Origin of the sequence: Streptomyces vastus, from assembly GCF_039532825.1 — a bacterium.
Classification (GTDB): Bacteria; Actinomycetota; Actinomycetes; order Streptomycetales; family Streptomycetaceae; genus Streptomyces; species Streptomyces vastus.
Map to the genome: position 1 here is coordinate 220986 of NZ_BAAASJ010000125.1, position 25471 is coordinate 246456.

Consider the following 25471-nt stretch of genomic DNA (forward strand, 5'->3'; position numbering starts at 1 on the left):
CATCATGAACTCCACCCCCCAGGTCGAGACCGTCGAGATCTCGGACGCCGACCTCGACACCGTCTCCGGCGGCCTGTCCGTCAACGCCCTGGGCACCGTCACCGGCGCGCTGGACTCCGTTGCCCCGGTCTCGGGCATCGTGGACACCGCCGTCGGCACCGTCGAGGGTACGACCGGCCTCAACACCGCCCCGGTCACCGGCCTGGTCGCCGGTCTCTGATCGCATCAGCGTGCCGTGAGTCCCGGAACCGTTCGCCGGTTCCGGGGCTTCCGGATGCCGTGAACCAAGCGGCCGTACGGCAGCCGTTCACCGAGCCCGTACGAACTGAGCCCGTACGAACTGAGCCCGTACGTCCTGTCGTCCGCAGGTGAGGGAAAGTTCCCCCGTGCAGTTCCGCCAACAGGCCCTCGCCAAGCTCCAGTCACCGGAGGAGCTCGACCTTCCGGTGCGCTTCGCCCGCCCGCAGGGCTGGCTCGTGCTGTCCGTGACGGTCGTCGTGATGGCCGCCGCCTCCGTCTGGGCCGTCACGGGATCTGTCGCCTCCACGGTGACCGCGCCCGCCATCCTCACGCACGGGCAGGGCAGTTACGTTCTGCAGAGCCCCGTCTCCGGCCAGGTCACCGCGGTCCTCGCCGAGCAGGGCGAGCGGCTCGCCGCCGACGCCCCCGTACTCAAGGTCCGTACGGCGAAGGGTGAGACGGTCGTGCGCACCGTCGCCGCGGGCCGGGTCAACGCCCTCGCCGCCACGATGGGCGCCATCATCCAGACCGGCGCGAACGTCGCCTCCGTCGAGAAGGTCGCAGGCGCCAAGGACCCGCTGTTCGCGACGGTGTACGTGCCCGCAGAGAACGCCGCCACGATTCCGGACGACGCGGCCGTGGACCTCACCGTCCAGTCGGTGCCCACCCAGGAGTACGGCGTGCTGCGCGGCCGGGTGAAGAAGGTCGACCGGAACGCACAGACGCCGCAGCAGATCACCGCTTTCCTCGGCGACAGCCAGCTGGCCGAGCAGTTCACCAAGGACGGCCGGCCGGTGGCCGTGCTCGTCCGGCTCGACCGTTCGTCCGGCACGAAGTCCGGCTACAAGTGGTCGTCTGCGGAGGGCCCGCCGTTCCGGCTCGACTCCATGACCATGGCCTCCGGCTCGATCCGTATGGCCGACGAGCGCCCGATCGATTGGCTGCTGCCGTGACCGCCCCCCAGGAGACCGGCACCGGCACCGATCGGCCCGAACTCCCGCCGCCCGTACGGGGACGACGCCGCGCCGCGCCGCCGAAGCGCACCGTCCCCAAGGGCCGCCGCAAGACGGTCCGCACGCCCACCGTCCTCCAGATGGAGGCCGTGGAGTGCGGCGCCGCCTCCCTCGCCATGGTGCTCGGCCACTACGGGCGGCACATCCCGCTCGAAGAACTGCGCATCGCCTGCGGTGTCTCGCGGGACGGCTCGCGGGCCAGCAACCTGCTGAAGGCGGCGCGCAGTTACGGCCTCACCGCCAAGGGCATGCAGATGGACACGGCGGCGCTGGCCGAGGTGCGCGCCCCGGCGATCCTCTTCTGGGAGTTCAACCACTACGTCGTCTACGACGGCATGGGGCGCCGCTTCGGCCGGCGCGGGGTGCACATCAACGACCCCGGCAAGGGCCGCCGTTTCATCCCCATGGAGGACTTCGACACCAGCTTCACCGGTGTCGTCCTGGTCATGGAGCCGGGTCCCGACTTCGAGAAGGGCGGCCGCAAACCGGGTGTCCTGGGCGCCATGCCGGCCCGGCTGCGCGGGACTTCGGGCACCATGCCGGCCGCAGTGCTGGCAAGTCTGCTGCTGGTGGCGGTCGGGGCCGCGGTCCCCGCGCTCAGCCGTACGTACATCGACATGTTCCTGATCGGCGGGCAGACCTCGCTGCTCACCGTGCTGTTCGCCTCGATGGGCGCGACCGTGCTGCTCACGGTCGTGCTGACCTGGTTGCAGCAGGCGAACCTGCTGCGCGGGCGCATCATCTCCTCGACGCTGAGCAGCGCGAAGTTCCTGCGGCATCTGCTGCGGCTGCCCGTAACGTTCTTCTCCCAGCGCAGTCCGGCCGACCTGGTGCAGCGGCTCCAGTCGAACGACGCGGTGGCCGAGACGCTGGCCCGGGATCTCGCGGCGGCGGGAGTGGACGCGGTCGTGGTGGTGCTGTACGCGGTCCTGCTCTACACCTACGACCCGCAGCTCACAGCCGTGGGCATCGGGGTCGCGCTGCTCAACCTGGTGGCGATGCGGGTGGTGATCCGGCTGCGGGCGACGCGTACCGCCAAGCTGCGCGCGGACAGCGCACGGCTCACCAACACGGCGTACACCGGGCTGCAGTTGATCGAGACGATGAAGGCGACCGGCGGTGAGGACGGCTACTTCCGCAAGTGGGCCGGGCAGCACGCCACCACGCTCGAGGAGCAGCAGCGGCTCGGGGTGCCGAGCGCCTGGCTGGGCGTGGTCGCGCCGACGCTGGCGACGCTCAACAGCGCGCTGATCCTGTGGATCGGCGGGATGCGGGCCGTGGAGGGCCACATCTCCGTCGGTCTGCTCGTGGCGTTCCAGGCGCTGGTGACCCGCTTCACCGCGCCGATCACCCGCCTCAACGGCGTCGCGGGCCGTATCCAGGACTTCGCCGCCGACGTGGCCCGCCTCAAGGACGTCGAGAACTTCGCGGCGGACCCCCTCTACTCACGTCCGGGCGCGGGCGACAGCACCCGCCGGCTGCACGGCCATGTGGAGCTGGAGAACATCACGTTCGGCTACAGCCCGCTCGACAAGCCGCTGCTGTCCGGTTTCTCGCTGACGGTCGGGCCGGGTCAGCAGGTGGCGCTCGTCGGCGGTTCCGGCAGCGGCAAGTCGACCGTGTCCAGGCTGATTTCGGGTCTCTACGCTCCCTGGGAGGGCGTGATCCGGATCGACGGACAGCGGCTGGAGGACATCCCCCGTGGCGCGCTCGCGGCCTCCGTGTCCTTCGTCGACCAGGACGTCTTCCTCTTCGAGGGCACGGTCCGCGACAACATCGCGCTGTGGGACCCCTCGGTCCCCGACGACGCCGTGGTCGCGGCGCTCCAGGACGCGGCGGTGTACGACGTCGTCATGCGTCGCCCCGGCGGTATCCACAGCAAGGTCGAGCAGGACGGCCGCAACTTCTCCGGCGGCCAGCGCCAACGCCTGGAGATCGCACGGGCGTTGGTGCGCAGGCCCAGCATCCTCGTCCTCGACGAGGTGACCAGCGCCCTGGACGCGGAGACAGAGCAGATCGTGATGGACAACCTGCGCAAGCGCGGCTGCGCCTGCGTGGTGATCGCGCACCGGCTCAGCACCGTGCGCGACAGCGACGAGATCGTGGTCCTCCAGCACGGCACGATCGTGGAGCGCGGGCGTCACGAGGCCCTGGTGGCGGCCGGCGGCCCGTACGCCGAGCTGGTCAGGGAGCGCTGAGATGACCTCCGTACCCGACCAGCACCAACAGCCGGTCACCGAGGGCGACTACGTGCTCGCCGCGCTCGGCGGCATGGGCACTCCGGTCGACGGCTCCGGCCTCACCCGCCTGGACCTCGAAGGCCCGCACGTGCTGTGGCTCGTCGCCTCCGGAGCCATGGACCTCTTCGCGGTCGACGCGATCCAGCAGGGCCACTGGCACCACCTCGGCCGCCTCGAAGCGGGCACACTGCTGCTCGGCCCGGTCGCGGGACCGCAGCACAGCCTGGTCGGCAGGCCCCTGCGCGAGTGCGTACTGCGCCGTATCGAAATGCGCGAGCTGTACCAGCCGCCGCAGACCGAGACATGGACGTACGACCCGTACGGCAACCCCGTGCTCGTACCCCCGGCCACCAGCCCTCTGGAGTACGCCCTCTCCCTGGGTGTCGGCCGGGGCCTGGCCATCCTCTTCGAGGCGCCCCTGGCGACCGAGCGGGGCGCGGCCCTGACCGACGACGACATCCTGTGGATGCAGGTGCCGCCGGGCAGTGTGCAGTACGGGTCGGTGTACGGCGCCGAGGCCGCGGCCGATCTGCTGGTGGACCCGGCGATGTGGCAGGCCATGGTCGACCAGCAGTACCGGCTGCTCGCCACCCTCGACCGCTGGATCGAGCAGCTGGAACGCACCCATGAGGACCGTACGGCCGAGGGCATCAAGGCCGGTGAGGAGGTCCGCGCCCGGGCCGACCGCACCCTGATCGCCTCCATCTCCAAGCGCTCGGGATCGACCGGGCCGGCGGCGGACGCCGACGCCACCTACGCCGCCTGCAAGCTCGTCGCCCGCGCTGCCGGGCTCGCGCTCGCGGACCCCGCGCAGAGCGGCACGGAGAGCGACCGACTCGACCCCGTCGAGCGGATCGCGCTCGCCTCCCGCATCCGCACCCGGGCCGTACGCCTGGACGGGCGCTGGTGGCGCGACAACATCGGTCCGCTGGTCGGCCACCGGGCCGCGTCCGGCGCTCCGGTCGCTCTGCTGTGGCGGCGCGGCGGCTATGTGGCCGTGCACCCGAGCGGTCGTGAGACACCGGTCGAGAAGGCCAACGCGGCGGAGTTCGAGCCGCGCGCCGTCATGTTCTACCGGCCGCTGCCGGAACGCCGGATGGGCCCGCTCGGTCTGCTGCGGTTCAGCCTCCGCGGCACCGGCGGCGATCTGCGCAACCTCGCGCTCAGCGGACTTGTCACGGTGGCGCTGGGCGCGCTGGTGCCGATCGCGACCGGGCAGGTGCTCGGGGTCTATGTGCCGAAGGCCCAGGAGAACCTGATCGTGCAGTTCTGCCTGGCGATCATGATCGCCAGTGTGGTGTCGGCAGCGTTCATGCTGATGCAGAACCTCACCATCCTGCGGATGGAGGGACGTATCGAGGCCACGCTCCAACCCGCCGTGTGGGACCGGCTGCTCAGGCTGCCCACGAAGTTCTTCACCGCGCGCTCGACCGGCGAACTGGCCAGCGCCGCCATGGGCATCAGCTCGATGCGCCGCATGATGGCGGGCATCGGCCCGGTCGTCGTCCAGGCGGGCACGGTCGCCCTCATGAACCTCGTCCTGCTGCTCGTGTACAGCGTCCCGATGGCGCTGGCCGCGATCGGCATGCTCGTCGTGATCGCCGCGGTGTTCCTCGGGCTCGGACTGTGGCAGGTGCGCTGGCAGCGCCGCCTCGTCGTGCTGAGCAACAAGCTCAACAACCAGGCCTTCCAGACGCTGCGGGGCCTGCCCAAGCTGCGGGTCGCGGCGGCCGAGAACTACGCGTACGCGGCATGGGCGAGCGAGTTTGCGCGGAGCCGTGAGCTGCAGCAGCGGGTCGGGCGGATCAAGAACCTCAACACGGTGCTGGGCGCGGTGTATCTGCCGCTCAGCTCGCTGATCATCTTCATGCTGCTGGCGGGACCGGCACGCGGCTCGATGTCGGCCGGCGCCTTTCTGACCTTCACCACCTCGATGACCATGCTGCTGACCTCGGTGACCCAGCTGACCGGTGCGTTCGTCTCGGCGGTCGCCGCGCTGCCGATGTTCGAGGAGATCAAACCGGTCCTCGACGCGACGCCCGAGGTCCGCGTGGCGAGCACCCGCCCGGCCGCGCTGTCCGGCGCCATCGAGGCGAAGAAGCTGTCCTTCCGGTACACCGACGACGGCCCGCTCGTCCTCGACGACGTGTCCTTCGCGATCCGGTCGGGCGAGTTCGTGGCGATCGTCGGCCCCAGCGGCTGCGGCAAATCCACCCTGCTGCGGCTGCTCATCGGCTTCGACAAACCCGTCTCGGGAAACGTCCTGTACGACGGTCAGGACCTGGCCGCACTCGACCAGTCGGCCGTACGCCGCCAGTGCGGTGTCGTACTCCAGCACGCGCAGCCGTTCACCGGCTCGATCCTGGACTGCATCTGCGGCACCGAGCCGTACACGCCCGAAGAGGCCATGGCCGCCGCCGAGATGGCGGGACTCGCCGAGGACATCAAGCGCATGCCGATGGGCCTGCACACCATCGTCTCCGGCAGCGGCGCGGTCTCGGGCGGCCAGCGCCAGCGGCTGATGATCGCCCAGGCACTGATCCGCCGGCCGCGCATCCTCTTCTTCGACGAGGCGACCAGCGCCCTCGACAACGAGACGCAGCGCCGGGTCATCGAGAGCACCCACGCGCTCAACGCCACGCGTGTCGTGATCGCACACCGGCTGTCGACCGTGCTGGACGCGGACCGCGTCATCGTCATGTCGGAGGGCCGCGTGGTGCAGCAGGGCCCGCCCGCGCAACTCCTCGCCGATACGAGCGGGCGGCTGCATGAGCTGGTACGACGCCAGATGGCGTGAGCGACGCCGAAGTCCCGTACGAGCGCTGCGGGCTCCGGCACTGGGCCCCGTTCCCCTCGGGCGGTCGGGCGCCGGCGCGCCCCGGAGTCACTGGCCGTGCGCGTACCGGCGAGCCAGGGTGCGCAGGGCGGCCCTGCTGTTCTGACCGGTGCGGTCGCGAAGACTCGCCAGGTGCTTTTCGACGGTGCGTGGCGAGAGGAAGAGCTGCTCGGCGATCTCCTGGTTGCCGAGCCCTTGGCCGAGCAGGCGCAGCACCTCGTACTCCCGGGCGGTCACACCCGTCCGCCGCAGCTCCTGCGGAATCGTGTCGTGGCCCTGCCGGCGCCGTGGCACGGGAGAGCCCGCTTCCCGCAGCAGGGCGCGGCAGGCTGCCGACATCCGTGTCGTGCCCCGGTCGTGGAAGAAGTGCTCGGCGGTGCGCAGCCACTCGACGGGCCTCCCCCAGCTGTCGGTGAGCGCCGCCTGAGCGCCCAGGCGCAGGCACAAGTGGCGGGCCAGGGGTATGACGTCGGTCCCGGCCAGGGCCTCCTCGGCCGCCTTGGCGGCCTCGGCGGCCCGGCCTTCGCGGCCCAGGAGCACGGCCCGGGACCAGCCGACGAAGGGCCGGTCCCAGTGGGCCTCGGTGAGCCGGCCGGCGACGGCCCCGTCCAGCTCCGCCCAGCCGGCCGCGCCCCGTACGGTACGCAGGAGCAGGTACGGACCCAGGAAACCGGTGACCCCCCGGGTGCTGGGCAGTGCCCGCATGACTTTGTCCGCCTCGGTGAACTCGGCCATCGCCCGGTCGTGTTCCTCCCTCAGCAGGGAGCAGACGCCCCGGGCCCAGCCCCACACGGAGGTGTCGGCGTAGCCCCAGACCGCTCCGGCGCTCCCTCCGGCCAGTGCGTTCCCCAGGATGTGCAGCGCGGCCTGGAGTTTGTCCCGCTCCCCACGGACGGCGGCGATGATGGCGTCCATTCCGGCACCGAGCAGCTCCACTTCGTCCAGCCGTAGTCTGCGAGCCGTCGCCCGGAGCCGCCGGGCGGAATCCGCGGCCGCGGCCAGGTCGTCGCGCAGCACATGGGCGAGCGTCAGATGCATGTCGGCCCAGGCCGTCATCAGCACCGCGCCGGTCTCGTCGGCCGCCTTCCGCGCCGCCAGCAGCCGCTCGGTCCCGGTGAACCGGACCCGGTCGAGCGCGCCGAGTTCCAGCAGGCCGCGAATCCGCCAGACCGGCAGCGCGTGGGTCTCGGCCGTGGCCACCAGACGCTCGAACACCTTCTCCGCCTCGGCCAGGTCCAGGGGCCTGAGGCAGTACCCGAGCATGTTCAGCGCCTTGCAGCTCACCTCAGGCAGACCGACCGCCTCGGCGGTCGCCACGGCCCCTTCGGCCAGGGCCCTGGCGCTCTCCAGCCGGTCCGGGCGCTGCGAGTTGAGCACCAGGTGCGCGGCGACCGCGTCCAGGGCGGCGCGGGACGCCGGGTCGGGCTCGGCACCGAGCAGCTCCCGCGCCCGCCGGACAGCGGTCAGGCCCTCCTCCCAGCGCTGGACGGTGGCCGCGGCCCCGGCCTGCGTCAGGAAACCCGCGGCACGCCGGGCGGGCGGCGCGCCCCACGCGGTCAGAATGCGGTCCAGCCGGTCGCCGAGCTCCGGGACGCGCTGGACGTCGCCCGTGAGGACGAGTGTCCGCAGCAGCTCCTCCAGCAGCCGGGCCACGGCCTCGGGCGGGGCGTCCGTGGCGTCGGCGGTCAGCTCCAGGCCCCGGTCGAGGAGTTCCGCCGCGGTCAGCAGGGCGCCCCGCTGAACCGCCTGCCGGCCGGCCCGGGTGAGCAGTACGGCCGCCCGCGCCCGCTGCCCGCCGGCGACACACAGCTCCGCGGCCAGGCGGTACAGGTCGTCGCCCGAGTCACCGCCGATCAGACCGTGGATCTGCCCGGGCCGGCCTGCGCCTCCGGCCCCCTGCTCCGACGCGTCGTCGGACTCGGTCGCGTGGCTCGCGTGGGCGGACTCGATGGCGTCGGCGGCGGCGAGACAGAGCGCCGCCCGTTCCGCGGGCAGCAGCCGGTGGGCGATGGCATCGGCGGTCAGGGCGTGGCGGAAAATGTGCCAGCCTGGCTCCTCCGCGGTGGGGCCGTGGGTGGTGCCGTCGGCGACCAGGTGGGCGCGTGCCGCATGCCGCAGCTGGCGGAGCGCCGTCGTCCGGTCCAGCCCGGCGACACGGGCGGCGATGTCCACGGGGAAGCGCCTGCCAAGCACAGCTGCCGCTTCCAGGAGCGCGACTCCGGGCGGTTCCAGGTGGTCCACGCGCTGGAGGACGGCGGCGGCGACCGTCGCGGGTACTCCGGCGTTCAGCGCGCCGCACACCGTCCAGCCGGCCCCCTGCCGCTGGACGAGGTTGCCGCTGTCGACCATGGCTCGCAGCAGTTCCTCCACGACGAAGGGGACGCCGTCGGAGACGGCGTGCAGGTGGTCCAGTACGGCAGCCGGTACCTTGTCGGCATCGTCGTGGCCCAGACAGCGGGCGGCCAGTTCCGCCGTGTGGGCGGGCCCGAGGCGGGCCAGGCGCAGTGTGCGGGCCGCACGGCGGGATGCCGCGGCCTCGGCGAGGTCGAGGGCGGGTCCCGGTCCACCGCGCAGGGTGGCCAGCAGGACGGCCCGCTGGCCGGGAAGGTTGTCCGTGAGGTAGTCGACGATGGTTAGTGTGTCGGCGTCCGCGTCGTGCAGGTCCTCCAGCACCAGAACGCAGCCACGGGTGCGTCCGAGAACACCCAGGAGCCGCAGCACCGCCTCCGCGTAGCCCACCAGTGGCGCACCGTCCTGCGGCGCCAGCCCGCACAGCCGCGACAGCAGCGGCTCGTAGGGGCCCAAGTCCGCATCCGCGGGCGCCTCTTCACCGCGAAGTCCGGAGAACACGGCCTCCGCAAGCGGGCGCAGTGGCATCGCGCGCCCGGCGGATGCGGCCCGCCCGCGCAGCACCCGTAACCCGGTGCGTACGGCTGTGGCTGCGGCCTCCTCGACGAGGCGCGACTTGCCGATGCCCGGCTCGCCCAGCACGAACACCGACGAGCCCCGCCCTTCGCCCGCCGACCGGCCTGCCTCGGTCAGAAGGTCCAGCTCCGGTCCTCTGCCGACCAGCGTCGGTGACGACAACGACGACACTCAGGCCCCCTGTGCCCTCTTCCGGGATGCCCCGGCCGCCCCCTCGAATACTCCTTCGAGTTCATACAGCGTAGTACCCACGAGTCACAGGGGCCGCACAACTACATGGGGGCGCCTCCCCCATGTCCGCGGCCGAGGCGCACGACACGATCTTCTCCAGCAGGTAGGGGGGACAGGGCATGTCCGGGGGACATGCCCTGCTGCTGTTCTTTCTTCGATGGGGGGTTCCCAATGCCTTCAAGGTCTTCGGTTCTGGTCACCGCCGGGCTTCTCGGTGTGGTCCTGTGCGGATGCTCGTCGCTCACCGGAAGCTCGGAAGTGGGTGCCGGCACATCGCAGTCGAAGGGTTCGGCAGCGGACGGGCCGGAGGTGCCGGATTCCGTCCTGGACCTGGAGCGGGTGTGCACGGACGGGCTCGGCTTCTCGGGGATGCCCGCCTACGACAGTACGAAGAAGACCGTGCACCCGGCGATGCTCATGAACAACCCCGGCGACAACTGGTCGCAGTTCGAGCCGCCCGCCGGAGACTTCCCCAAGGGCTGGTTCCTCGGCTACTCGGACAAGCCGGCCGCCGCCGAACTGGTCGTCTGCCTCGAGCGCACCAAGGCGACCCCGACGGGCAAGGTGTGCGACATGGAGACCGATGACGACAAGCCGCTGAAGATACGCACGTACAACACCTCGTACCAGCTGAAGGTCGTCGAGGCGCGGACGGGCGAGGCACTGCACGAGTACAACGGTGAGGCCAAGTCCGACGAGTGCCCGGTGTACATCCTCACCTCGGAGGGTGAGGACAAGGACAAGTACTACAACGAGGTGCGGCCCAAGGACTACCGCAAGCGCGTCCAGCCCTTCATCGCGCCGTAAGCCGTCCCGCCCCCACCCTCCCCTGGAGGACAGCGTGCCCGCCACGACCACCACCGTCGATCTCACCGAGTTCAGCGCCGCCCTCGGCGGCTCCCGTCAGCTCAGAGGCCATCTCACCCGGCCCACCGGGCCGGGCCCCTGGCCCGGTGTCGTCGTGATCCATGAGGCCCTGGGCGTCAACGATGTGATGCACCGTCAGGCGGAACGACTGGCGAGAGCCGGGTACCTCGTCGTCATGCCCGACCTGTTCACCGACGGAGGGGCCGTACGCTGCCTGGTGCCGACCTTCAGGGCCGCCCTGTCCGGACGTGGCCGAGCCTTCCATGACATCGAGGCGGCCCGTACCCACCTCGCCCGGGATCCCGACTGCACCGGGCGGATCGGCGTCATCGGCTTCTGCATGGGCGGTTCCTTCGCCCTCCTCACCGTGGGCGGCGGCGACTACGACGCCGCGTCCGTCAACTACGGCCGCCTTCCGAAGCATCTCGAACGGGCGCTCACCGGTTCCTGCCCCGTAGTCGCGAGTTACGGAGCCCGCGACCGGACACTGAAGAGCGCGGCCTCCGATCTGGAGGCGGCGCTCGACCGGCTCGGCATCGTTCACGACGTCAAGGAGTATCCGGAGGCCGGGCACTCCTTCCTCAACGACGCCGAGGTCGGTCCACGCGCGCTGCGTCCGCTGATGCGTGTCGCCGGAATCAGGCCGCACCCGGAGTCCGCCGTCGACGCCTGGCAACGCATCGACGGCTTCTTCGCCACGCACCTCAAGGCGGAAAGCCGGGAGGGCTGATCGAGCGAGGTGGCGTCGAAGGGGCGACAGCCCCTGGGGAGGGGACGGGCAGGGGCGGCGGGGAGAGTTCGTGGCGATCGTCGGCCCGACCCGAGCGGCTGGTGACCGCCCAGGCGCTGATCCGCCGGCCGCGCATCCTCTTCTTCGACGAGGCGACCAGCGCCCTCGACAACGAGACGCAGCGCCGCGTCATCGAGAGCACCCACGCCCTCAACGCCACACGTGTCGTGATCGCACACCGGCTGTCGACCGTGTTGGACGCGGACCGTGTCATCGTCATGTCGGAGGGCCGCGTGGTGCAGCAGGGCCCGCCCGCGCAGCTGCTCGCCGATACGAGCGGGCGGCTGCACGAGCTGGTGCGACGCCAGATGCAGTGACGGCATCTGCCGGGCCGGTAGGTGGTCGGTATGTTCGGGACATGGAGTCGGTACGCGCGGTTCTGATCGACATCGACGGTGTGCTCACCGTCTCGTGGGAGCCACTGCCCGGCGCGGTCGAGGCGCTGCGGCGGATCCGGGAGTCGGGCCTCGGCGTCGCCCTGGTCACCAACACGACGTCCCGTACGCGCGCGTCGATCGCCGAGACCCTGGCGGGAGCGGGCTTCCCGGTGGACGCCCAGGACATCCTGACCGCGCCCGCCGCCACCGCCGCGTTCGTCGCCGACCGGTATCCCGGCGCGCGGTGCTCCCTGCTCAACAGCGGCGACATCCGCGAGGACCTCGTCGGCGTGACGCTCCTCGACGAGGCCGGCATGGACGCGGGCAGGGGCACCGTCCCGGATGTCGTCATCGTGGGCGGCGCGGGCCCGGAGTTCGACTACGCCTCGCTGAACCGGGCCTTCGGCTATCTCCAGCGGGGTGCCCGGCTGGTCGCCATGCACCGCAACCTGTACTGGCGTACCGACCAGGGGCTCCAACTCGACACCGGCGCCTTCCTGACCGGCCTGGAGCAGGCCGCCCGCACGGAGGCCGAGATCACCGGCAAGCCCACGCCCGCGTTCTTCGAGGCGGCGCTGGCACGGGTGGGGGCCGCGCCGGGCCAGGCACTGATGATCGGCGACGACATCGAGTCCGACGTACTCGCCGCCCAGCGCGTCGGGATCACCGGCGTCCTCGTCAAAACCGGCAAGTACCTGCCCGAGACGCACAAGGCGGCGTGCGGCAGACCCGACCACGTCCTGGACTCGGTCGCGGACCTTCCCGCCCTGCTGGACTCCGTCGCCCGGCGGTAGCCGACAGGCTCAGCTCGCGTCGTCCATGCCGGGGACCGATGCGCCCGAGGGGACTCCGGCCCCGACGTAGCCGCGGTAGAGCTCGTGCCACGGCGCGGTGTCACCAGCGTGCGGGCCCTCGAACCGCTCGCCACGAGCCCATGCGTCGAGGGCCATGAGGCACACCTCCCAGCCGGCGCCGTTACGGGCAGCCGTGTTCTCCTCCACCAGCACGTTGGTGAGCGTGAAGCGGGTGCGCTTCTCGTCCAACTCCTCGAGGTCGAAGTGGAGTTCGTCGCCTTCCCAGCTGAAGGAAAGGTGCCGGGGTGCGTCGACGGCGAGCACCCGGCCCGTCGAGTCCACCGTGTTCGGGTCGTCGCTGAACTTGATCGTGCCGGCGACGCGCAGTTCGATCTCGGCGCGACACGGGAACCAGTGGGCCAGTTCGTCCGTGTCGGTCACGAACTGCCAGACGCGGTCGATGGGGTGGTCGTAGGTGCGGGTGAACCGGACGGCCGGGCGGCCGTCGTCCAGGGTCAGGTAGGTGCCGGTGAGTTCGGCGGACATGGTGGCTCAGTCCTTCGAGTCGGGGGCTCGGTTGTCCTCGTCCGACGACTCCCCCCTAGTCGCCGCTGTCGCCGCCGTCTCGTCCAGGCGGCGCCCGAGCGCGTCGAGGCTGTCGTTCCACAGCTTGCGGTACGGCGCCAGCCAGGCGTCCAGTTCCGCGATCGGCGCCGGGTCAAGGGCGTAGACCCGGCGCTGCGCGTCCTGCCGTACGCGCACCAGGCCCGCCTCGCGCAACACCTTCAAGTGCTTCGACGTACTGGGCTGACTCAGACCGCAGGCGTCGGCGATCTCACCGACGGGCCGCGGACGCTCCAGGAGCAGACCGACGATGACCCGCCGGTGCGGGTCGGCGAGTGCGGTCCACAGGGAGGCATCGGACATGGATTCAATATGCCTCCACAGTTATATGCCAGTCAAGGCATACATGGTCCAGAGTGGATGGCCCGAGATCGAAACAGCATGCGGGGCCACAACGGCCATCCCTGTCACACCCGTTGACTTCCCCCTCGCACGGCTCTACGTTCAGCGCGCCCGATCGTTCGGATTGCCGATCCACGTTCGACATATCGACCATCCTTTCCAGAAAATGGAGCCTGACGTGAACAGACCCTCGGACGCGAGCGACCCCTCCCGCCGGCTCTTCCTCGGCATGGCCGCCGCCGTCCCGGTGGCCATGACCGGCGCTCTCAGCCTCGGCGCCGGAAGCGCGAGCGCGGCGACCGGGCCGTCGTACGTGATGGGCTACTTCACCGAGTCGACCAACCTCGGCGCAGGCACCGACTACGGCCTCCACCTCGCCGTCAGCACCGACGGCCTCCAGTGGCTGCCGCTGAACCAGAACAATCCGGTGGCGACCCCCACCCAGGGCGCCCTCGGCCTGCGCGACCCGTTCATCATGCGCAAGCAGGACGGCACCTTCGTCGTCCTGGCGACCGACCTCCAGGGCACCGACTGGAACCGCACCAGCGTCAACATCCACGTCTGGGACTCCGCCGACCTGCGCACCTTCACCGGCTACCGGCTGCTGAAGCTGCACGACATGACCAACACCCACAGCTGGGCGCCGGAGGCGTACTGGGACGCCTCACGCGGCCGCTACGGGATCCTCTACTCCTCGGTGAACAGCAGCGGTCACAACGTGATCATGGTCAGCTACACGACCGACTTCCGGACGACGGCCAACCCGCAGGTGTTCTTCGACCCCGGGTATGACGTCATCGACGGCAACCTGGCCGTGGGCGTGAACGGCGTCAACTACCTCTACTACAAGGAGAACCAGACACTGGTGGGGGCACGGTCCACCTCCCTCGACCCCGGCAGCTTCACCAAGTTCAGTACGCCGGTCGCACACGGCGGCACAGAGGCGCCGATCCTGGTCAAGTCCCACACGTCCAGCACCTGGTACCTGTGGGGCGACACCTACACGCCCAACGGCGTCTTCTACGCCTGGCAGACGAGCAACCTGGCCTCCGGCACGTGGACCCCCGTCGACCAGCGGCTCTACACGCAGCCCCTCAACTCGAAGCACGGGACGATCGCGGCGATCACGGGAGCCGAGTACGACAACCTCGTCGCGCGCTACGGGGCGCCGGCCTGGAACCGGCTCAAGTCGTACAACTATCCGGCCCGTTACGTCCGGCACAGCGGCTACGTCGGCAGGATCGACCCGTACCCGATCGACCCGTACGCCGACTCCCAGTGGAAGCTGGTGCCGGGCCTGGCGGACTCGGCGGGGGTCTCCTTCCAGTCCGTCAGCCACCCCACCCGCTACCTGCGGCACTACAGCTACAACCTGCGCCTTGACGTGAACGACGGCACGACGGCGTTCGCGCAGGACGCGACGTTCCACCGGACCGCCGGCCTGGCCGACTCCACCTGGGCGTCGTTCCGCTCGCACAACTTCCCGACGCGCTACATCAGGCACTCCGGATACGTCCTGCGGATCGATCCCGTCTCGACGGCGAGCGAACGGGCCGACGCGACCTTCCAGGTCGGCTACTGACGCTTGGCGTTCGACTTGGCGTGACGTGGCAGCAGGGCGACGGACGCGACGGGGATCGCAACGAGGACCAGCCAGGGCACGGCGGGTGGCAGCCCCACATCGAGCAGTGAGCCGGTGCCCGCGCTGCCGATCAGGACGATCAGGCCGGATACGGACGACAGGGCACCCATGTAGAGGCCGAGGCGGCCGTCCTCGGCGAGATCCGGCACCCAGGCGCGGGCGGCGGGCACGACGAGCATCTGGCCGAGCGTGAGCAGCACGACGAAGCCCGCCGCGGGCAGCAGCCCGGCGTTGCCCGTCCACCCGGCGGGCCGCGCCGCGGCCACCACCGCGAACCCGGCGGCGATCAGCAACAACCCCGCGGCCATGGACCGGCGCAGGTCGAGCCGGTCCCCGGCCCAGCGGGTGAGGGGCAGCTGGGCGGTCACGACAAGCAGCGAGGACAGCGCGAACAGCCACGCCAGCGGCGCCTGCGAGCCCGCCGCCCGCGCCACCTCGTCGGGGAGGATCAGGTACAGCTGGTTGTACGCCAGCAGGTAGGCGCCGTACGCACAACACAGCGCCAGGAAGCGGCGGTTGCGCACCAGCACGCGGGCTCCGCCCTTGACCGCCACGCGCTGCCGCCCCGGGATGTGCTGGGGCAGCAGCCGGAGATGCCCGGCCAGGACGAGGACGAAGACGCCCGCCCCCGCGAGGCACGCCACCCGGAAGTCCACCGCGAGCAGCAGCGCACCGAGGAACGGCCCGACGAACGCCCCGGCCTGCCCGGCCACGGTGAACAGCGCGAGCACGCCCGTACGGGGGCCGCCGCCCGCCTCCTCCCACACCACGGCCTGGCGGGCGACCTCCGACTCGACGGCCGGGGAGAACAACGCGGCGGCGAAACCGATCAGCAGAACGGCCCCGATGACCGCCCAGGTCCGGTCCGCGTACCCGAGCCAGGCGAACCCGGCGATGCGCAGGGCGCAGCCGGCGAGCACGACGGGCCGTACGCCGTAGCGGTCGGCGAGCGCGCCGCCCACCACGAACAGGCCCTGCTGGCTGAAGGTCCTCAGGCCCAGGACGAGTCCGACCATCCAGCCCGCCATGCCGATCGCGGTGCCCAGGTGTTCGGCGAGGAAGGGCAGGACGGCGTAGAAGCCGATGTTGAAGGCGAGTTGGGTGAGGATCAGCAGGCGCAGCAACGGGTTCAGCCGGCTCCAGGTGCGCAGGCGCGAAGCACCGGCGGCGGCACCGGTCTTCGGGTCCGCCGCCTTGGCCTGCTCGGTCGGCTGCCGGGTCATCGGGACTCCTTGGTTGCGGTGGTGGCGGGCTGCTGTGCGGCGGGCGCGGATCGGGGGACGGCGAGGGTGGTCGGCGGCTGTGCGGCGATGGGCTTCGCGAAACGTCGGCGGCGGCGTCGCGGTCCCCAGGGCCACCGCACCCCTCCCCCGGCCGTCACCGCCACCGCCCCCAGCAGGGCGAGCACGGCGGCGGGGGCGAGGACGGCCCACGGGGCGCGTTCGACGTACGGCTGGTTCTCGGCGAGGAGCAACCCCCATTCGGGGGACGGTGGTTGGGCTCCCAGACCGAGGAAGCCGAGGGCCGCGAGGGCGAGGGCCACGCCCGGCAGGCGCAGGAGTGCGTGGCGTACGACCGGGGGCAGGACGGCGGGGAGGAGTTCGTGGCGGAGGAGGTGGGACGGGCCCGCGCCGAGCCCTCGGGTCGCCGTCAAGTGGGTGGTGGCGCGCTCCTGTTGGAGCAGTGCCGAGGTGTGGGCTGCCAGCGGCGCCCAGGCGACGGCGGTCACGGCGAGGGCCGGCGTCCAGCGCCCGCTCCCCGCGACCGAGGCGACCAGGAGTCCCGCGAGGACCGGCGGTACGGCGTTGACCGTGTCGAGCAGCGGTCCGGAGAAGCGCGGCAGCAGCCCCAGTACGACCCCCACCGCCAGCGCCGCCGCGCTCACCGCGATGGCCAGTGCCAGCGTGTCCAGCGCGCCGTGCCCGACCCGGGCCAGCACATCGCGGCCGAGCGCGTCCGTGCCGAACGGGTGGGCCCAGGAAGGCGATTGGAGCCGTGCGGTGGTGTCCAGCTCCAGCGGGTCCCGGGCCAGACCGAGCGCGATGACGGCGAGCAGCAGCGCGCCGTAGAGGAGGGGAAGTGTCGTGGGACGCGGCTGCGTCGGGCGGTGCAGCGAGGAGAGCGCGCCGTCGCGCAGGGCCGGTCCGACGAGCAGCCGTGCCGTGAGCCGGGCGAGGCCTCCGGCTGCCGCGGCGAGCAGGACCAGGGCGAGCGTTCCGGCCTGGAGTACGGGCAGGTCCTGCGCCACCGCGGCCTGCAGGCTCAGCCGTCCGAGCCCGGGGATGTCGAAGATCTGCTCCACGGCGACCGCACCGCCGGTCAGACCGACGACGAACAGGCCGACGTTCGGCAGCAGTCCGGGCACACAGCGGCGCAGCGCCTGCCGTGCGAGGCTCCGGCCGCGTACTCCGCGGGCGGCGGCCGCCAGCGCCCAGGGTTCGGCGAAGGCCCCCGGCAGCATGTCGTCGAGCAGCAGGCCGAGCAGCGCGCCCGCGGGCAGGCCCAGCGACAGCGCGGGCAGCACCATCCACCGGGGCCCGTACCAGCCGAGCGCGGGCAGCCAGCCGAGTTGTACGCCGACGACGGCGGCCAGCACGGAAGCGGTCAAGAAGTCGGGCAGCGTGGACAGGAACGCCGAGCCGGTACCTCCGGACGGACGCCCGGCGAGTTCTCGGCGCGCCCCGAGCCTCAGCGTCCGCGCACACACGGCACCCGCCGTGACCGCCGCGACGGCCAGCGCCCCGGCCATCAGCAGCAGCGAGACTCCGAGCGCCTGCAGGACCGCCGGCGTGACCTCCGCTCCGGAGATCCAGGACCGGCCCGCGTCACCGCGCAGCAGGCCGCCGAGCCAACTCCCGAGCAGCCGCAACGGGCCCGTGTCCAGGCCGAGTTGGGAGCGAACCGCCTCCAGCGCCTCGGGCGTGGGGTCGCGTTCCGCGGACCGCGCCTTGAGCACGGTGAGCGCCGGGTCGGTGCGCGACAGCCACGGCAGCAGCCCGACCCCGCACAGCAGCGCACCGACGAGTACGGCGCGCCACAGCGGTACTGGGCCCCGTACGACAGTCACGTCAGCGCCGTGTCCCGACCCCGACGAGAGCGCGCTCGTACGGGTCGAGCTGCACACCGCTCACCTCGGCGCCCACTCCGGTGATGATCCGCTGATGGACGAGCGGCACCATCGCGTCCGTGCCGAGGACCGCCGCCTCCGCGGCCATCGACGCGTCCTGCCGCTCGGCGGTGTCGGTGATCGACTCCGCCGTGGCGACGGCCTTGTCGACCGTCTTGTCGCACAGCATGGCCGGGTTGTAACTGCCGTCGCAGGTGTAGTCGCTGGCGAGGATGGAGACGGGGTCGCCGGTGTCGAGCATGGTGTTGCGGGCGGAGACGACCGCGTCGAACTTCCCTGCCAGGGCGTCGCTTTCGAGCCGGGAGTACTCGCGCACCTCCAACTCGACCTTGAATCCGGCCCGTTCGAGCTGCTGCTTGAGCACCTGGGCGGCCTCGGGCAGTTCGGGCCGGTTGTCGTACGTCGCCATGGTGACCGAATTCCCGTCGGCGCCCCCGGCCTTGGCCCGGCCGGAGGGCTTCACGCGCTTGTCGGCCGCCCAGGTGAGAGCGGGCCCGTAAATGCCGGCGCCGGGATCGGCGTATCCCTCGTACACGCCCTTGGCAAAGGCGGATGTGTCGATCGCCTCGCGTGCGGCGGCCCGGACCTTCGGGTCCTTGAAGGGGCCGGACTTGGTGTTGAGCAGCAGGCTCGTGGTGCGCGTGGTGGCTGTGTCGCGGCGGGTCGCCTTGTCCAGCGAGGCGGCCTGCGAGACCGGGACGGCCTCGGCGACGTCGGTCTCGCCGGTGCGCAGCGCGTTCGTACGGGCCGTGCCGTCGGCGATGTACTTCGCGTCGATCCCGGAGGCCTGCGCCCGGCCGCCCCAGTAGTCGTCGAAGCGGTTCAGGGTGGCCGCGGTGGTGCCGGTGACCTTGGTGAGCTCGAAGGGGCCGGTGGCGGTGCCGACCGGACTGACGGCGTCCTTCTTCGCGTACGCCCTGGCCGAGAGCACGGCCAGGCCAGGGCTCGACAGACGCAGTGGCAGTACGGGATCCGGGTCGGCGGTGGTCACTCGTACCCGTGCGCCGTCCGCGGCCTCGGCGGTCAGCTCGACCCCGGACAGCGCGGCGGTCACGGGCTTCGCCCGGGTGGCGTGGGTGAGGGAGGCGGCGACGGCCTTCGGGGTGACCTCGGTGCCGTCCTGGAAGGCGGCCTCGCGCAGGGTGAACAGCCAGCTCCGGTCGTTCTCTCGGCTCCACGACTCGGCGAGCGCGGGGATCGCCGTGCCGTTGGCGTCGAGGCGGGTCAGCCCTTCCGTGACGCCGAGGCGGCTGAGGAGGGTGGCGTCGGCGCCGTACGGGGAGTAGTTCTCGGCGGGCGGGAAGGCGAGCGCGACCCGCAGCCGGGAGCCGTCCGAGGTGTCGGACGCGTCCCCGCCCCCGGAAGCGAAGCAGCCGGTGAGCACAGGAGTGAGCAGCAGGCCGGCGAGGAACCGGCGGCGAGACGGAGAGCGCATGATCGCTTTCTTGGTGGGGCTTCGTGGAGCTTCGTGGGGGATGCCGGTGAGTGCGAAGGGCGGGTCCGTCAGAGCAGCGGGACCTCGAAATGCATGACGCTCTTGCCGCCGCCGGGTTCCGCGCGCTCGTCCAGCAGCGCCTTGCCGCGCGACCGCCAGAACGCCTCGGCGCCCGGCACCGACGGGTCCGTGTGCAGATATACGGCGCGGTAACTGCCGTCCTTCGCCGCGAAGTTCAGCAGCTCGTCCACCAACTGCCGGGCCAGGCCCCGCCGTCGGTGCCCGGGACGTACGTACACGCGGCGCAGCTGGGCGGTCTCTCCCGAGGGGTAACGCTCTGCGAGATGGCGTGGGTTGGGGGGATGGTCGGGTCCTCGGGAGTCGAGCGCGCCGGTCGCGACGACCGTGCCGTCCCGCTCGTCGACCGCGACGAGCAGGGTGTGCCGGGCGGGTGCGACATAGGCGTGCTCGAGGTCGACGATGTCGCGATGCCAGCGCGGTACGTACCCGGTGCCGAAGTCGCGGTAGACGGTGTCGAGCATGACGGACCGCGCGCCGTCCAGGTCGTCGGGGGTGGCCGTTCTTATGCAGTAGTCACGCACCTGCACATCATATGCATTAAGCTCCTGGCCTCCCGCTGGGGGCACGATCCGCGGGCCGCCTGTAACGTGACCCTCAAGGTCAAACCTGACCCTTAAAGTCAATGGTCACGCCCGAGATTCATCAGTTTGAGTGAGATTGGATCTTACGGTCGGCGTGGCGGGGATGGCTCCCGGCCCACCGGGGTAACTGCCTGGATCAAGTGCGCCCTCCCCTGCACGAGGTGGAGCCGACATGCCGCCGGAAGCCGATGACCGAGCCGCCGCACTGCCCGAGGGCAGTGCGGTGTACTACTCCGGTCTCCCCCCGGTGAATGCGTACGCCCACAGCCGGGTGAGCGGTTCGTTCACCGTGGTCGTGGTGCGGGGCGAGATCGACATGGCGGCGGTCGACGACCTGACCGAGCACCTGGACGCCGCGACCTCCCGTCCCGTGCCGCAGGTCCTGGTGGACCTGCGGTTCGTCGACTTCCTCGACTGCTCGGGGCTGCGGGTGCTGTGCCGGGCCGAGCGCCGCGCGAAGGAGCGCGGCGGCACCCTGCGGCTCGTCTCCGATCAACCCCGCATCCACCGGCTCCTGCGCGTCTCGGGGCTCCTCAGCCGCTTCCCGCCGCTCGCGGAACTTCCTCCTGAGTGCCGTCCGGAAAGCGGACCAGGACCTTGCCCTCAGGAGTGACCCGGGCGTCCGCCCGTGCCCCCAACTGCCTTGGATCGCAGGGAAGTTCGGGATCCGCGCTGAGGACAACGAGAGTGACGAGGAGGTGGGTGCGGCCCGGGTGAGCGGGCAGCCGGAGGCAAGGCGTGGCCGAGTACTCGCCATAGGCGTTGGCGCCCCGGGCCTGAACAACCGCGCCTTCGGCCGCCTCCCAGCCGTGCAGCGCGACGATCGCGCTCGTCAGCCCGTCCCCCGGCCGTCGCGCCAGCGCCCAGCCGTCCCCCGAGGCCTCCTCCAGCGGCCCGCTGTCGTCGGCCACGGCCCACCCCCCTTCGCGTACGACCGCGCCGTGCGCCCCTTCGACGCGATGGACCCGTATCTCCCAGGGACCGTGCACCACACTGGTCGTCTCGATGCGGTGCCCCTCGTCGGTGTCCGGGCGGACGGCGCGGTGCCAGGACGCCGCATGCCGTCCGCTCACGCCCAGGGGATGGATCCGGCCCCGCCGGGAGGCCGCCGTGCCGTCGGCCGTGAGGAGCGCGATGTGGTTGTCGGGGCCGACAGTGAGATCGTCCGGCGGGGTGTCGGGGGCCGCCGCGCTCGCGTACGCGAGCTTCGCGTAGTGCGGGCTGTCGTCGGCCTCGGCCGGAGGCGGCGGCAGGCGGTCGCTGCCGTGGTTGACCAGCCGTACGATGCCGTCGGCCGCCGTCGAGTGCAGCAGCCAGCCGGGGGCGGGCAGCGCCAGCATCGCGTCGGCGGTGTCCACCGGGCCGGGCTCCTCGGGTGCCGTCCACACGGGATGGCCGGCGGGCAGCAGCAGCCCGAGGAACGCCTTGCTCGCCCAGTACGGCGATGCGGGCCCGGAGTACCGCTGGGTGACCGGGAGAAAGGGCCGGTACCAGCCCAGGCTCAACAGCCCCCGCTCGTCCGGCACTTGGCGCTCGGCGAAGTGCTTCAGCGCGCCGGAGGCGAGGCGCCGGGTGCGGCCCGGCGGCAGCGGGGTGGCGTCCGCGAGCGCTCCGGCCCACAGCGGGGCGACCGTCGCGAAGCGGTACGTCAGCGAGCGGCCCTGATGGACGGGCGCGCCGTCGGAGCCGAAGAAGTACTGGTACACGCCGAGGAATTCACGCAGCCGGGAACGGTGGGCGGTGACCAGGGCCGGGTCCGCGCGCGGCCCGGCCATCCGGGCCCACAGGACCGGATACAGGTGCAGGGCCCAGGCGTTGTAGTAGTCGAACTTGCGGCCGTCCCCGTCGGTGTACCAGCCGCCGCCCCGGTACCAGTCCTCCAGGCGCGCGAGCCCTCCGTCGATGTCGGCCCGGCTGTGCGGGGCGCCCACGGAGGCGAGGAACTCCTCCGTGATGACCTGGAAGAGCCGCCAGTTGGAGTCGTTCGCCCGGGCTCCGACGAAGCCGCCGAGCCAGTCGGCCACGCGCTGGCGTACCGGGTCGTCGAGCTTGTCCCAGATCCAGGGGCGGCTCTCGTGCAGGGCGATCGCGATGGATGCGGCCTCGACCATCGGCTGCGCCCGGTCGGTGATGGGCGGCCAGCGGTCGGCACCGTCCGGGTCGGTGCCCGCGGCGAGCCCGGCCGCGTACCGCTCGATCAGGGCCTCGGAGACCTGTCCGCCGGAGCCGGCGATGCGGAAGGCGGCGAGCAGGAAAGAGCGCGCGTACCCCTCGAGGCCGTCCGACCATTCGCCGGAGTGGCTGGCCCGGCCGGGCAGCCGGTAGTGCGCCAACTCCCTTGACGCGTACGGCAGCAGACCGTCCAGCAGGCGGTCGGCGATCGCCTCCCAGTGCGCGCGGGTCCAGCCGGTGACGGGCGAGCCGACGAGGTCGAGGGAGGGCAGCTGTGGAAGGTGGGGAAGGTGCGTCGGGTCGGGAAGCGACACATGCGGCGCGGTCATACGGGGGCGGATCCTCCGTCACTTGGGGGCGCGCCCCGGCGGGGGCGGCGAAACGCTGTCGCGTACGACGATGTGGGTGCCGAGCAGATGGTGGGCGCCCGCGGCGTGCTCGGGGTCGCGCAGGGCGATGCGCACGGCGGCCCGGCCCAGTTCCTCGGCGGGGGTGCGCACGGTGGTGAGCGGTGGGCTGAAGTCCTCGGCGAGCGGGATGTCGTTGTAGCCGACGACGGAGATGTCGTCGGGCACCCGCAGCCCGGCGTCGGCGATGGCCCGCAGGGCACCGGCGGCGACCATGTCGTCCCCGGCGAACACGGCGGTGAACTCCCCTGTGTCGCCTGTGCTCTTGAGGAGTTCGGTCATCGCACGATGGCCCGCCGCCCGGCCGAGACCGCAGTCGACGACATGCGCGGCCTCGGGTGGCAGTCCGTGCTCGGCGAGCGCGGCGCGGTATCCGGCGACGCGCGCGTCGAGGGCCGTGTTGCCGGGCAGCCCGCCCAGGAAGGCGATGCGGCGATGGCCCGCGGAGAGCAGATGGCCGGTGATGGCACGGGCCCCGGCCTCGTTGTCGAACTCGACGACCAGCGCGGGGATGTCGGGGTCGGGCGCGGGCCGCCCGCACAGCACGAGCCGCGCTCCGGACGAGTCGAGGGCGTGCGCGTAATGCGCCACCCGCTCCCGGTAGGCGTCGTCCTCGACGACCCCGCCGACCAAGATCACCAGCCGGGCACCCTCCTCGCGCATGAGCTGCACGAAGTCCATCTCCCGCTGCGGATCCCCCGCCGTGGCGCCGAACACGCAGACCCAGCCGCGCTCGGCCGCCTCCGCCTCGACTCCCTCGGCGACCTGCGCGTAGAAGGGGCTGGTGACCTGGCGCAGCACGACGGCGACCATCTTACGGCCGCCGCCGACCAGGGCACGGGCGTGCGCGTTGGCGACATAGTCGAGCGCACGCGCCGCGCGCATCACCCTGGTGCGGGTGGCCGACGGGACCGGGTAGTTGCCGCTGAGCACCCGCGAGACGGTGGCCACGGACACGCCCGCCCGCTCGGCCACCTCGCGGATCGTGACCCGCCCCTTTGCCGCCATGTCGTTCCCCGTTCCTCTGGTTCACTTCGCCCGTGACCTGCCGGTCCCTGCCACCTGCCGCCTCATGTGTTGGCGGCGTAGTCCTCGGCGAATTCCTCGGCCATTCTGTCGCCACCTCGCTGACGCCATGTCCTGACCGCCGCGTCCCACTCGGACAGCGGCGTGCGTCCGGCGATGATGCCGGTGGCGGTGTCCTTGAGGAGCGTTTCGAGGGTGGTGCCCTGGGAGGTGAACGTCCGGGACTGGAGTCCGTACGAGGCATTGCGGATGGCGTGCGGGACGGTCTTCACCTGCCAGGCGTGCAGGGCCTTCACCGCGTCGGGCATGCCGGGCACGAACAGCACCTGGGGTCCTTCGGCCAGGTATTTCAGCGGCAGGTTGGTGTTGTTCTCGACCTGGCCGAGGTCGTTGGGCTCGGGCGAGCCGTCCTTGGCCCGGGTGAAGTGGGTGCCTTCCAGGCCGTAGTGGACGAGTTCCCACTCCTTGCTGCCGAACGGCGCCGCGAGATAGTCGAGTACGCGCAGCAACAGCTGGATACGCTCCTTCTTCGCCTTCTTGAGGATGGTGTAGCCGAACGAGCGGCGTGCCCCGACGATGCCCCCCGGCGCCCCGCCCACGCTGTACGGAAAAGCCGGCGCCGGTGTGAACTCCCGGCCTTTCTCGAGGAACTTGGGGAGGTAGCCGCCGAAACCGTCCTGTATGGAGCCGACCGTCCCGTTGTAGTAGAGGTCGATCATCTCGGGCTGTGCGCTCGAGGTCGCGTCGGGGTGGTAGGAGCCCGCCTTGCGCAGCCGGAGCTGGAAGTCGAGCATCTGCTTGTAGCGCTCGTCGGCCGCGGACGGGAGGAACGTACCGTCCTTCTTCACCGACCATCCCCGTGCGTGGACGCCGTGCGCCGCGGAGTGGAAACCGTCGCCGAACACGGATCCTTCCGCCGCCCCCAGGGCGTACTTCTTCCCGCCCGTGCCCCTCTTGGCGACCGCCGCGAAGTCCTGGTCCGTCCAGCCTTCCTTCATCCCGGCGGCCCCGAAGGACTCCTGGTTGAGCCAGAGCGTGGAGCCGGGCAGCGGGCGTTCCAGGGGGATGCCGTGGATGCGGCCGCCGATGCGGCCCATGTCGCGCCAGGCGTGGGTGGGGATGTTCGCCAGGTTCGGGTAGTCGGCGACCGCTTCTCCGGAGAGGAACGGTGTGAGGTCCTCGGCGCGACGCTGCACGAACTGGGCCTCGCGCGGCAGCACGAACCCGGAGAAGATGTTGATGATGTCCGGGAGTTCACCCGGGTCGCCGGCCATCACCGTGGCCATCTTCTTCTGGTAGTCGGGCTGCGAGATGATCGTGTACTCGATCTTCACGCCGAGGGCCTTCTCCACCGCCTGCCAGAACCGGTTCTCCCCGCGCCCCTTCGGGGGCACGCCGAAGCTGATAGTCATCACCTTGACCGTGGAGCCGTCCCCGGGGGTGCGGGAGACCGACTTCGCCAGGTCGGACGGGTAAGAGGTGTAGCCGGGCTGGACTCCTTCCGCGGTCGGCGCGAGGTCTGGCTTGGGCCCTGTGAAGGCCTTGAACGTGGGCCAGGGCGCCAGCTTCTTGCCCGCGTTGGAGACCCCGTCATCGCCGGACTCCGTGGAGCAGGCGGTCAGGGCGGCCGGAGCGGCGAGGGCGAGACTGCCCACGGCGGCGGTGCGCATCAGGGCACGGCGGGACAGCGGGGTACCGGACATGTGTGTTCTCTCCCAGCT

At 71.5% G+C, this 25471-nt stretch carries 19 protein-coding genes and 1 pseudogene; 10 read left to right on the top strand and 10 right to left on the bottom strand.

Annotated elements, in window-relative coordinates:
- Positions 1 to 4 precede the first annotated feature (4 nt).
- The 4 genes from ABD357_RS43390 to ABD357_RS43405 all read left to right on the top strand — a co-directional run bounded on the left by ABD357_RS43390 (position 5) and on the right by ABD357_RS43405 (position 6290).
- Positions 5 to 220 (top strand): type A2 lantipeptide, encoded by a 216-nt coding sequence (locus tag ABD357_RS43390; RefSeq protein WP_344397234.1) that lies wholly within the window; start codon positions 5 to 7, stop codon positions 218 to 220.
- Positions 221 to 386: 166 nt separating this feature from the next.
- Entirely contained in the window at positions 387 to 1193 is an 807-nt protein-coding gene (locus ABD357_RS43395) for a biotin/lipoyl-containing protein (protein ID WP_344397236.1), read from the top strand.
- Complete coding sequence (locus ABD357_RS43400) at positions 1190 to 3451, top strand: NHLP family bacteriocin export ABC transporter peptidase/permease/ATPase subunit (protein ID WP_344397238.1); 2262 nt, start codon at positions 1190 to 1192, stop codon at positions 3449 to 3451. The genes ABD357_RS43395 and ABD357_RS43400 overlap by 4 nt, the downstream gene beginning before the upstream one ends.
- A 1-nt stretch (position 3452) precedes the next feature.
- On the top strand, positions 3453 to 6290 hold the full coding sequence (locus ABD357_RS43405) for an NHLP bacteriocin export ABC transporter permease/ATPase subunit (protein WP_344397240.1): 2838 nt from the start codon (positions 3453 to 3455) through the stop codon (positions 6288 to 6290).
- A gap of 87 nt (positions 6291 to 6377) precedes the next feature.
- Here ABD357_RS43405 and ABD357_RS43410 read toward each other — a convergent pair whose 3' ends face one another.
- Positions 6378 to 9425 carry a helix-turn-helix transcriptional regulator gene (locus ABD357_RS43410; RefSeq protein WP_344397242.1) on the bottom strand — a complete coding sequence of 1016 codons (3048 nt, stop codon included), beginning with the start codon at positions 9423 to 9425 and terminating at the stop codon, positions 6378 to 6380.
- 318 nt (positions 9426 to 9743) lie between these two features.
- Here ABD357_RS43410 and ABD357_RS43415 point away from each other — a divergent pair, with 318 nt between their 5' ends.
- The 4 genes and pseudogenes from ABD357_RS43415 (at position 9744) to ABD357_RS43430 (ending at position 12313) form a co-directional block, all read left to right on the top strand.
- Positions 9744 to 10292 (top strand): hypothetical protein, encoded by a 549-nt coding sequence (locus ABD357_RS43415; RefSeq protein ID WP_344397244.1) that lies wholly within the window; start codon positions 9744 to 9746, stop codon positions 10290 to 10292.
- 34 nt (positions 10293 to 10326) lie between these two features.
- The gene (locus ABD357_RS43420; RefSeq protein ID WP_344397246.1) at positions 10327 to 11082 is read left to right on the top strand and encodes a dienelactone hydrolase family protein; all 756 of its coding nucleotides are present in this window, start codon (positions 10327 to 10329) and stop codon (positions 11080 to 11082) included.
- 95 nt (positions 11083 to 11177) lie between these two features.
- Positions 11178 to 11459 (top strand): annotated as a pseudogene (locus ABD357_RS43425) (iron ABC transporter permease); the annotation flags it as partial.
- A 41-nt stretch (positions 11460 to 11500) separates the two neighbouring features.
- Complete coding sequence (locus ABD357_RS43430) at positions 11501 to 12313, top strand: HAD-IIA family hydrolase (RefSeq protein WP_344397248.1); 813 nt, start codon at positions 11501 to 11503, stop codon at positions 12311 to 12313.
- Positions 12314 to 12322: 9 nt separating this feature from the next.
- Here the strand turns inward: ABD357_RS43430 and ABD357_RS43435 are convergent, their stop codons facing one another.
- Together ABD357_RS43435 and ABD357_RS43440 are read right to left on the bottom strand one after the other, a co-directional pair.
- Positions 12323 to 12859, bottom strand: coding sequence for an SRPBCC family protein (locus ABD357_RS43435; RefSeq protein ID WP_344397249.1), 537 nt, complete (start codon positions 12857 to 12859; stop codon positions 12323 to 12325).
- 6 nt (positions 12860 to 12865) lie between these two features.
- Positions 12866 to 13240 (bottom strand): ArsR/SmtB family transcription factor, encoded by a 375-nt coding sequence (locus ABD357_RS43440; RefSeq protein ID WP_344397250.1) that lies wholly within the window; start codon positions 13238 to 13240, stop codon positions 12866 to 12868.
- Between the two features lie 205 nt (positions 13241 to 13445).
- On the opposite strand from ABD357_RS43440, the gene ABD357_RS43445 reads away from it, so the two are divergent.
- The gene (locus ABD357_RS43445; RefSeq protein WP_344397252.1) at positions 13446 to 14861 is read left to right on the top strand and encodes a glycoside hydrolase family 43 protein; all 1416 of its coding nucleotides are present in this window, start codon (positions 13446 to 13448) and stop codon (positions 14859 to 14861) included.
- Here ABD357_RS43445 and ABD357_RS43450 read toward each other — a convergent pair.
- The 4 genes from ABD357_RS43450 to ABD357_RS43465 form a co-directional block, all read right to left on the bottom strand.
- Entirely contained in the window at positions 14855 to 16144 is a 1290-nt protein-coding gene (locus ABD357_RS43450; protein WP_344397254.1) for an MDR family MFS transporter, read from the bottom strand. The genes ABD357_RS43445 and ABD357_RS43450 overlap by 7 nt on opposite strands.
- Complete coding sequence (locus ABD357_RS43455) at positions 16141 to 17988, bottom strand: ABC transporter permease subunit (RefSeq protein WP_344397256.1); 1848 nt, start codon at positions 17986 to 17988, stop codon at positions 16141 to 16143. Before ABD357_RS43455 ends, ABD357_RS43450 begins: the two co-directional genes overlap by 4 nt.
- A gap of 1 nt (position 17989) precedes the next feature.
- Positions 17990 to 19483: an ABC transporter substrate-binding protein gene (locus tag ABD357_RS43460; RefSeq protein ID WP_344397258.1), complete on the bottom strand. Its 1494-nt coding sequence runs from the start codon at positions 19481 to 19483 to the stop codon at positions 17990 to 17992.
- 68 nt (positions 19484 to 19551) lie between these two features.
- Positions 19552 to 20085 (bottom strand): GNAT family N-acetyltransferase, encoded by a 534-nt coding sequence (locus tag ABD357_RS43465; RefSeq protein WP_344397260.1) that lies wholly within the window; start codon positions 20083 to 20085, stop codon positions 19552 to 19554.
- A gap of 232 nt (positions 20086 to 20317) precedes the next feature.
- Here ABD357_RS43465 and ABD357_RS43470 point away from each other — a divergent pair, with 232 nt between their 5' ends.
- On the top strand, positions 20318 to 20758 hold the full coding sequence (locus tag ABD357_RS43470; protein ID WP_344397262.1) for an STAS domain-containing protein: 441 nt from the start codon (positions 20318 to 20320) through the stop codon (positions 20756 to 20758).
- On the opposite strand, the gene ABD357_RS43475 is transcribed toward ABD357_RS43470, so the two are convergent.
- The 3 genes from ABD357_RS43475 to ABD357_RS43485 all read right to left on the bottom strand — a co-directional run bounded on the left by ABD357_RS43475 (position 20679) and on the right by ABD357_RS43485 (position 25453).
- Positions 20679 to 22646, bottom strand: a complete 1968-nt coding sequence (locus tag ABD357_RS43475) for a DUF2264 domain-containing protein (RefSeq protein ID WP_344397264.1) — start codon at positions 22644 to 22646, stop codon at positions 20679 to 20681. The two genes, ABD357_RS43470 and ABD357_RS43475, sit on opposite strands and share 80 nt — an antisense overlap.
- A gap of 18 nt (positions 22647 to 22664) precedes the next feature.
- Positions 22665 to 23732: a LacI family DNA-binding transcriptional regulator gene (locus tag ABD357_RS43480; RefSeq protein ID WP_344397266.1), complete on the bottom strand. Its 1068-nt coding sequence runs from the start codon at positions 23730 to 23732 to the stop codon at positions 22665 to 22667.
- Between the two features lie 62 nt (positions 23733 to 23794).
- Positions 23795 to 25453 (bottom strand): extracellular solute-binding protein, encoded by a 1659-nt coding sequence (locus tag ABD357_RS43485; RefSeq protein ID WP_344397268.1) that lies wholly within the window; start codon positions 25451 to 25453, stop codon positions 23795 to 23797.
- Positions 25454 to 25471 lie beyond the last annotated feature (18 nt).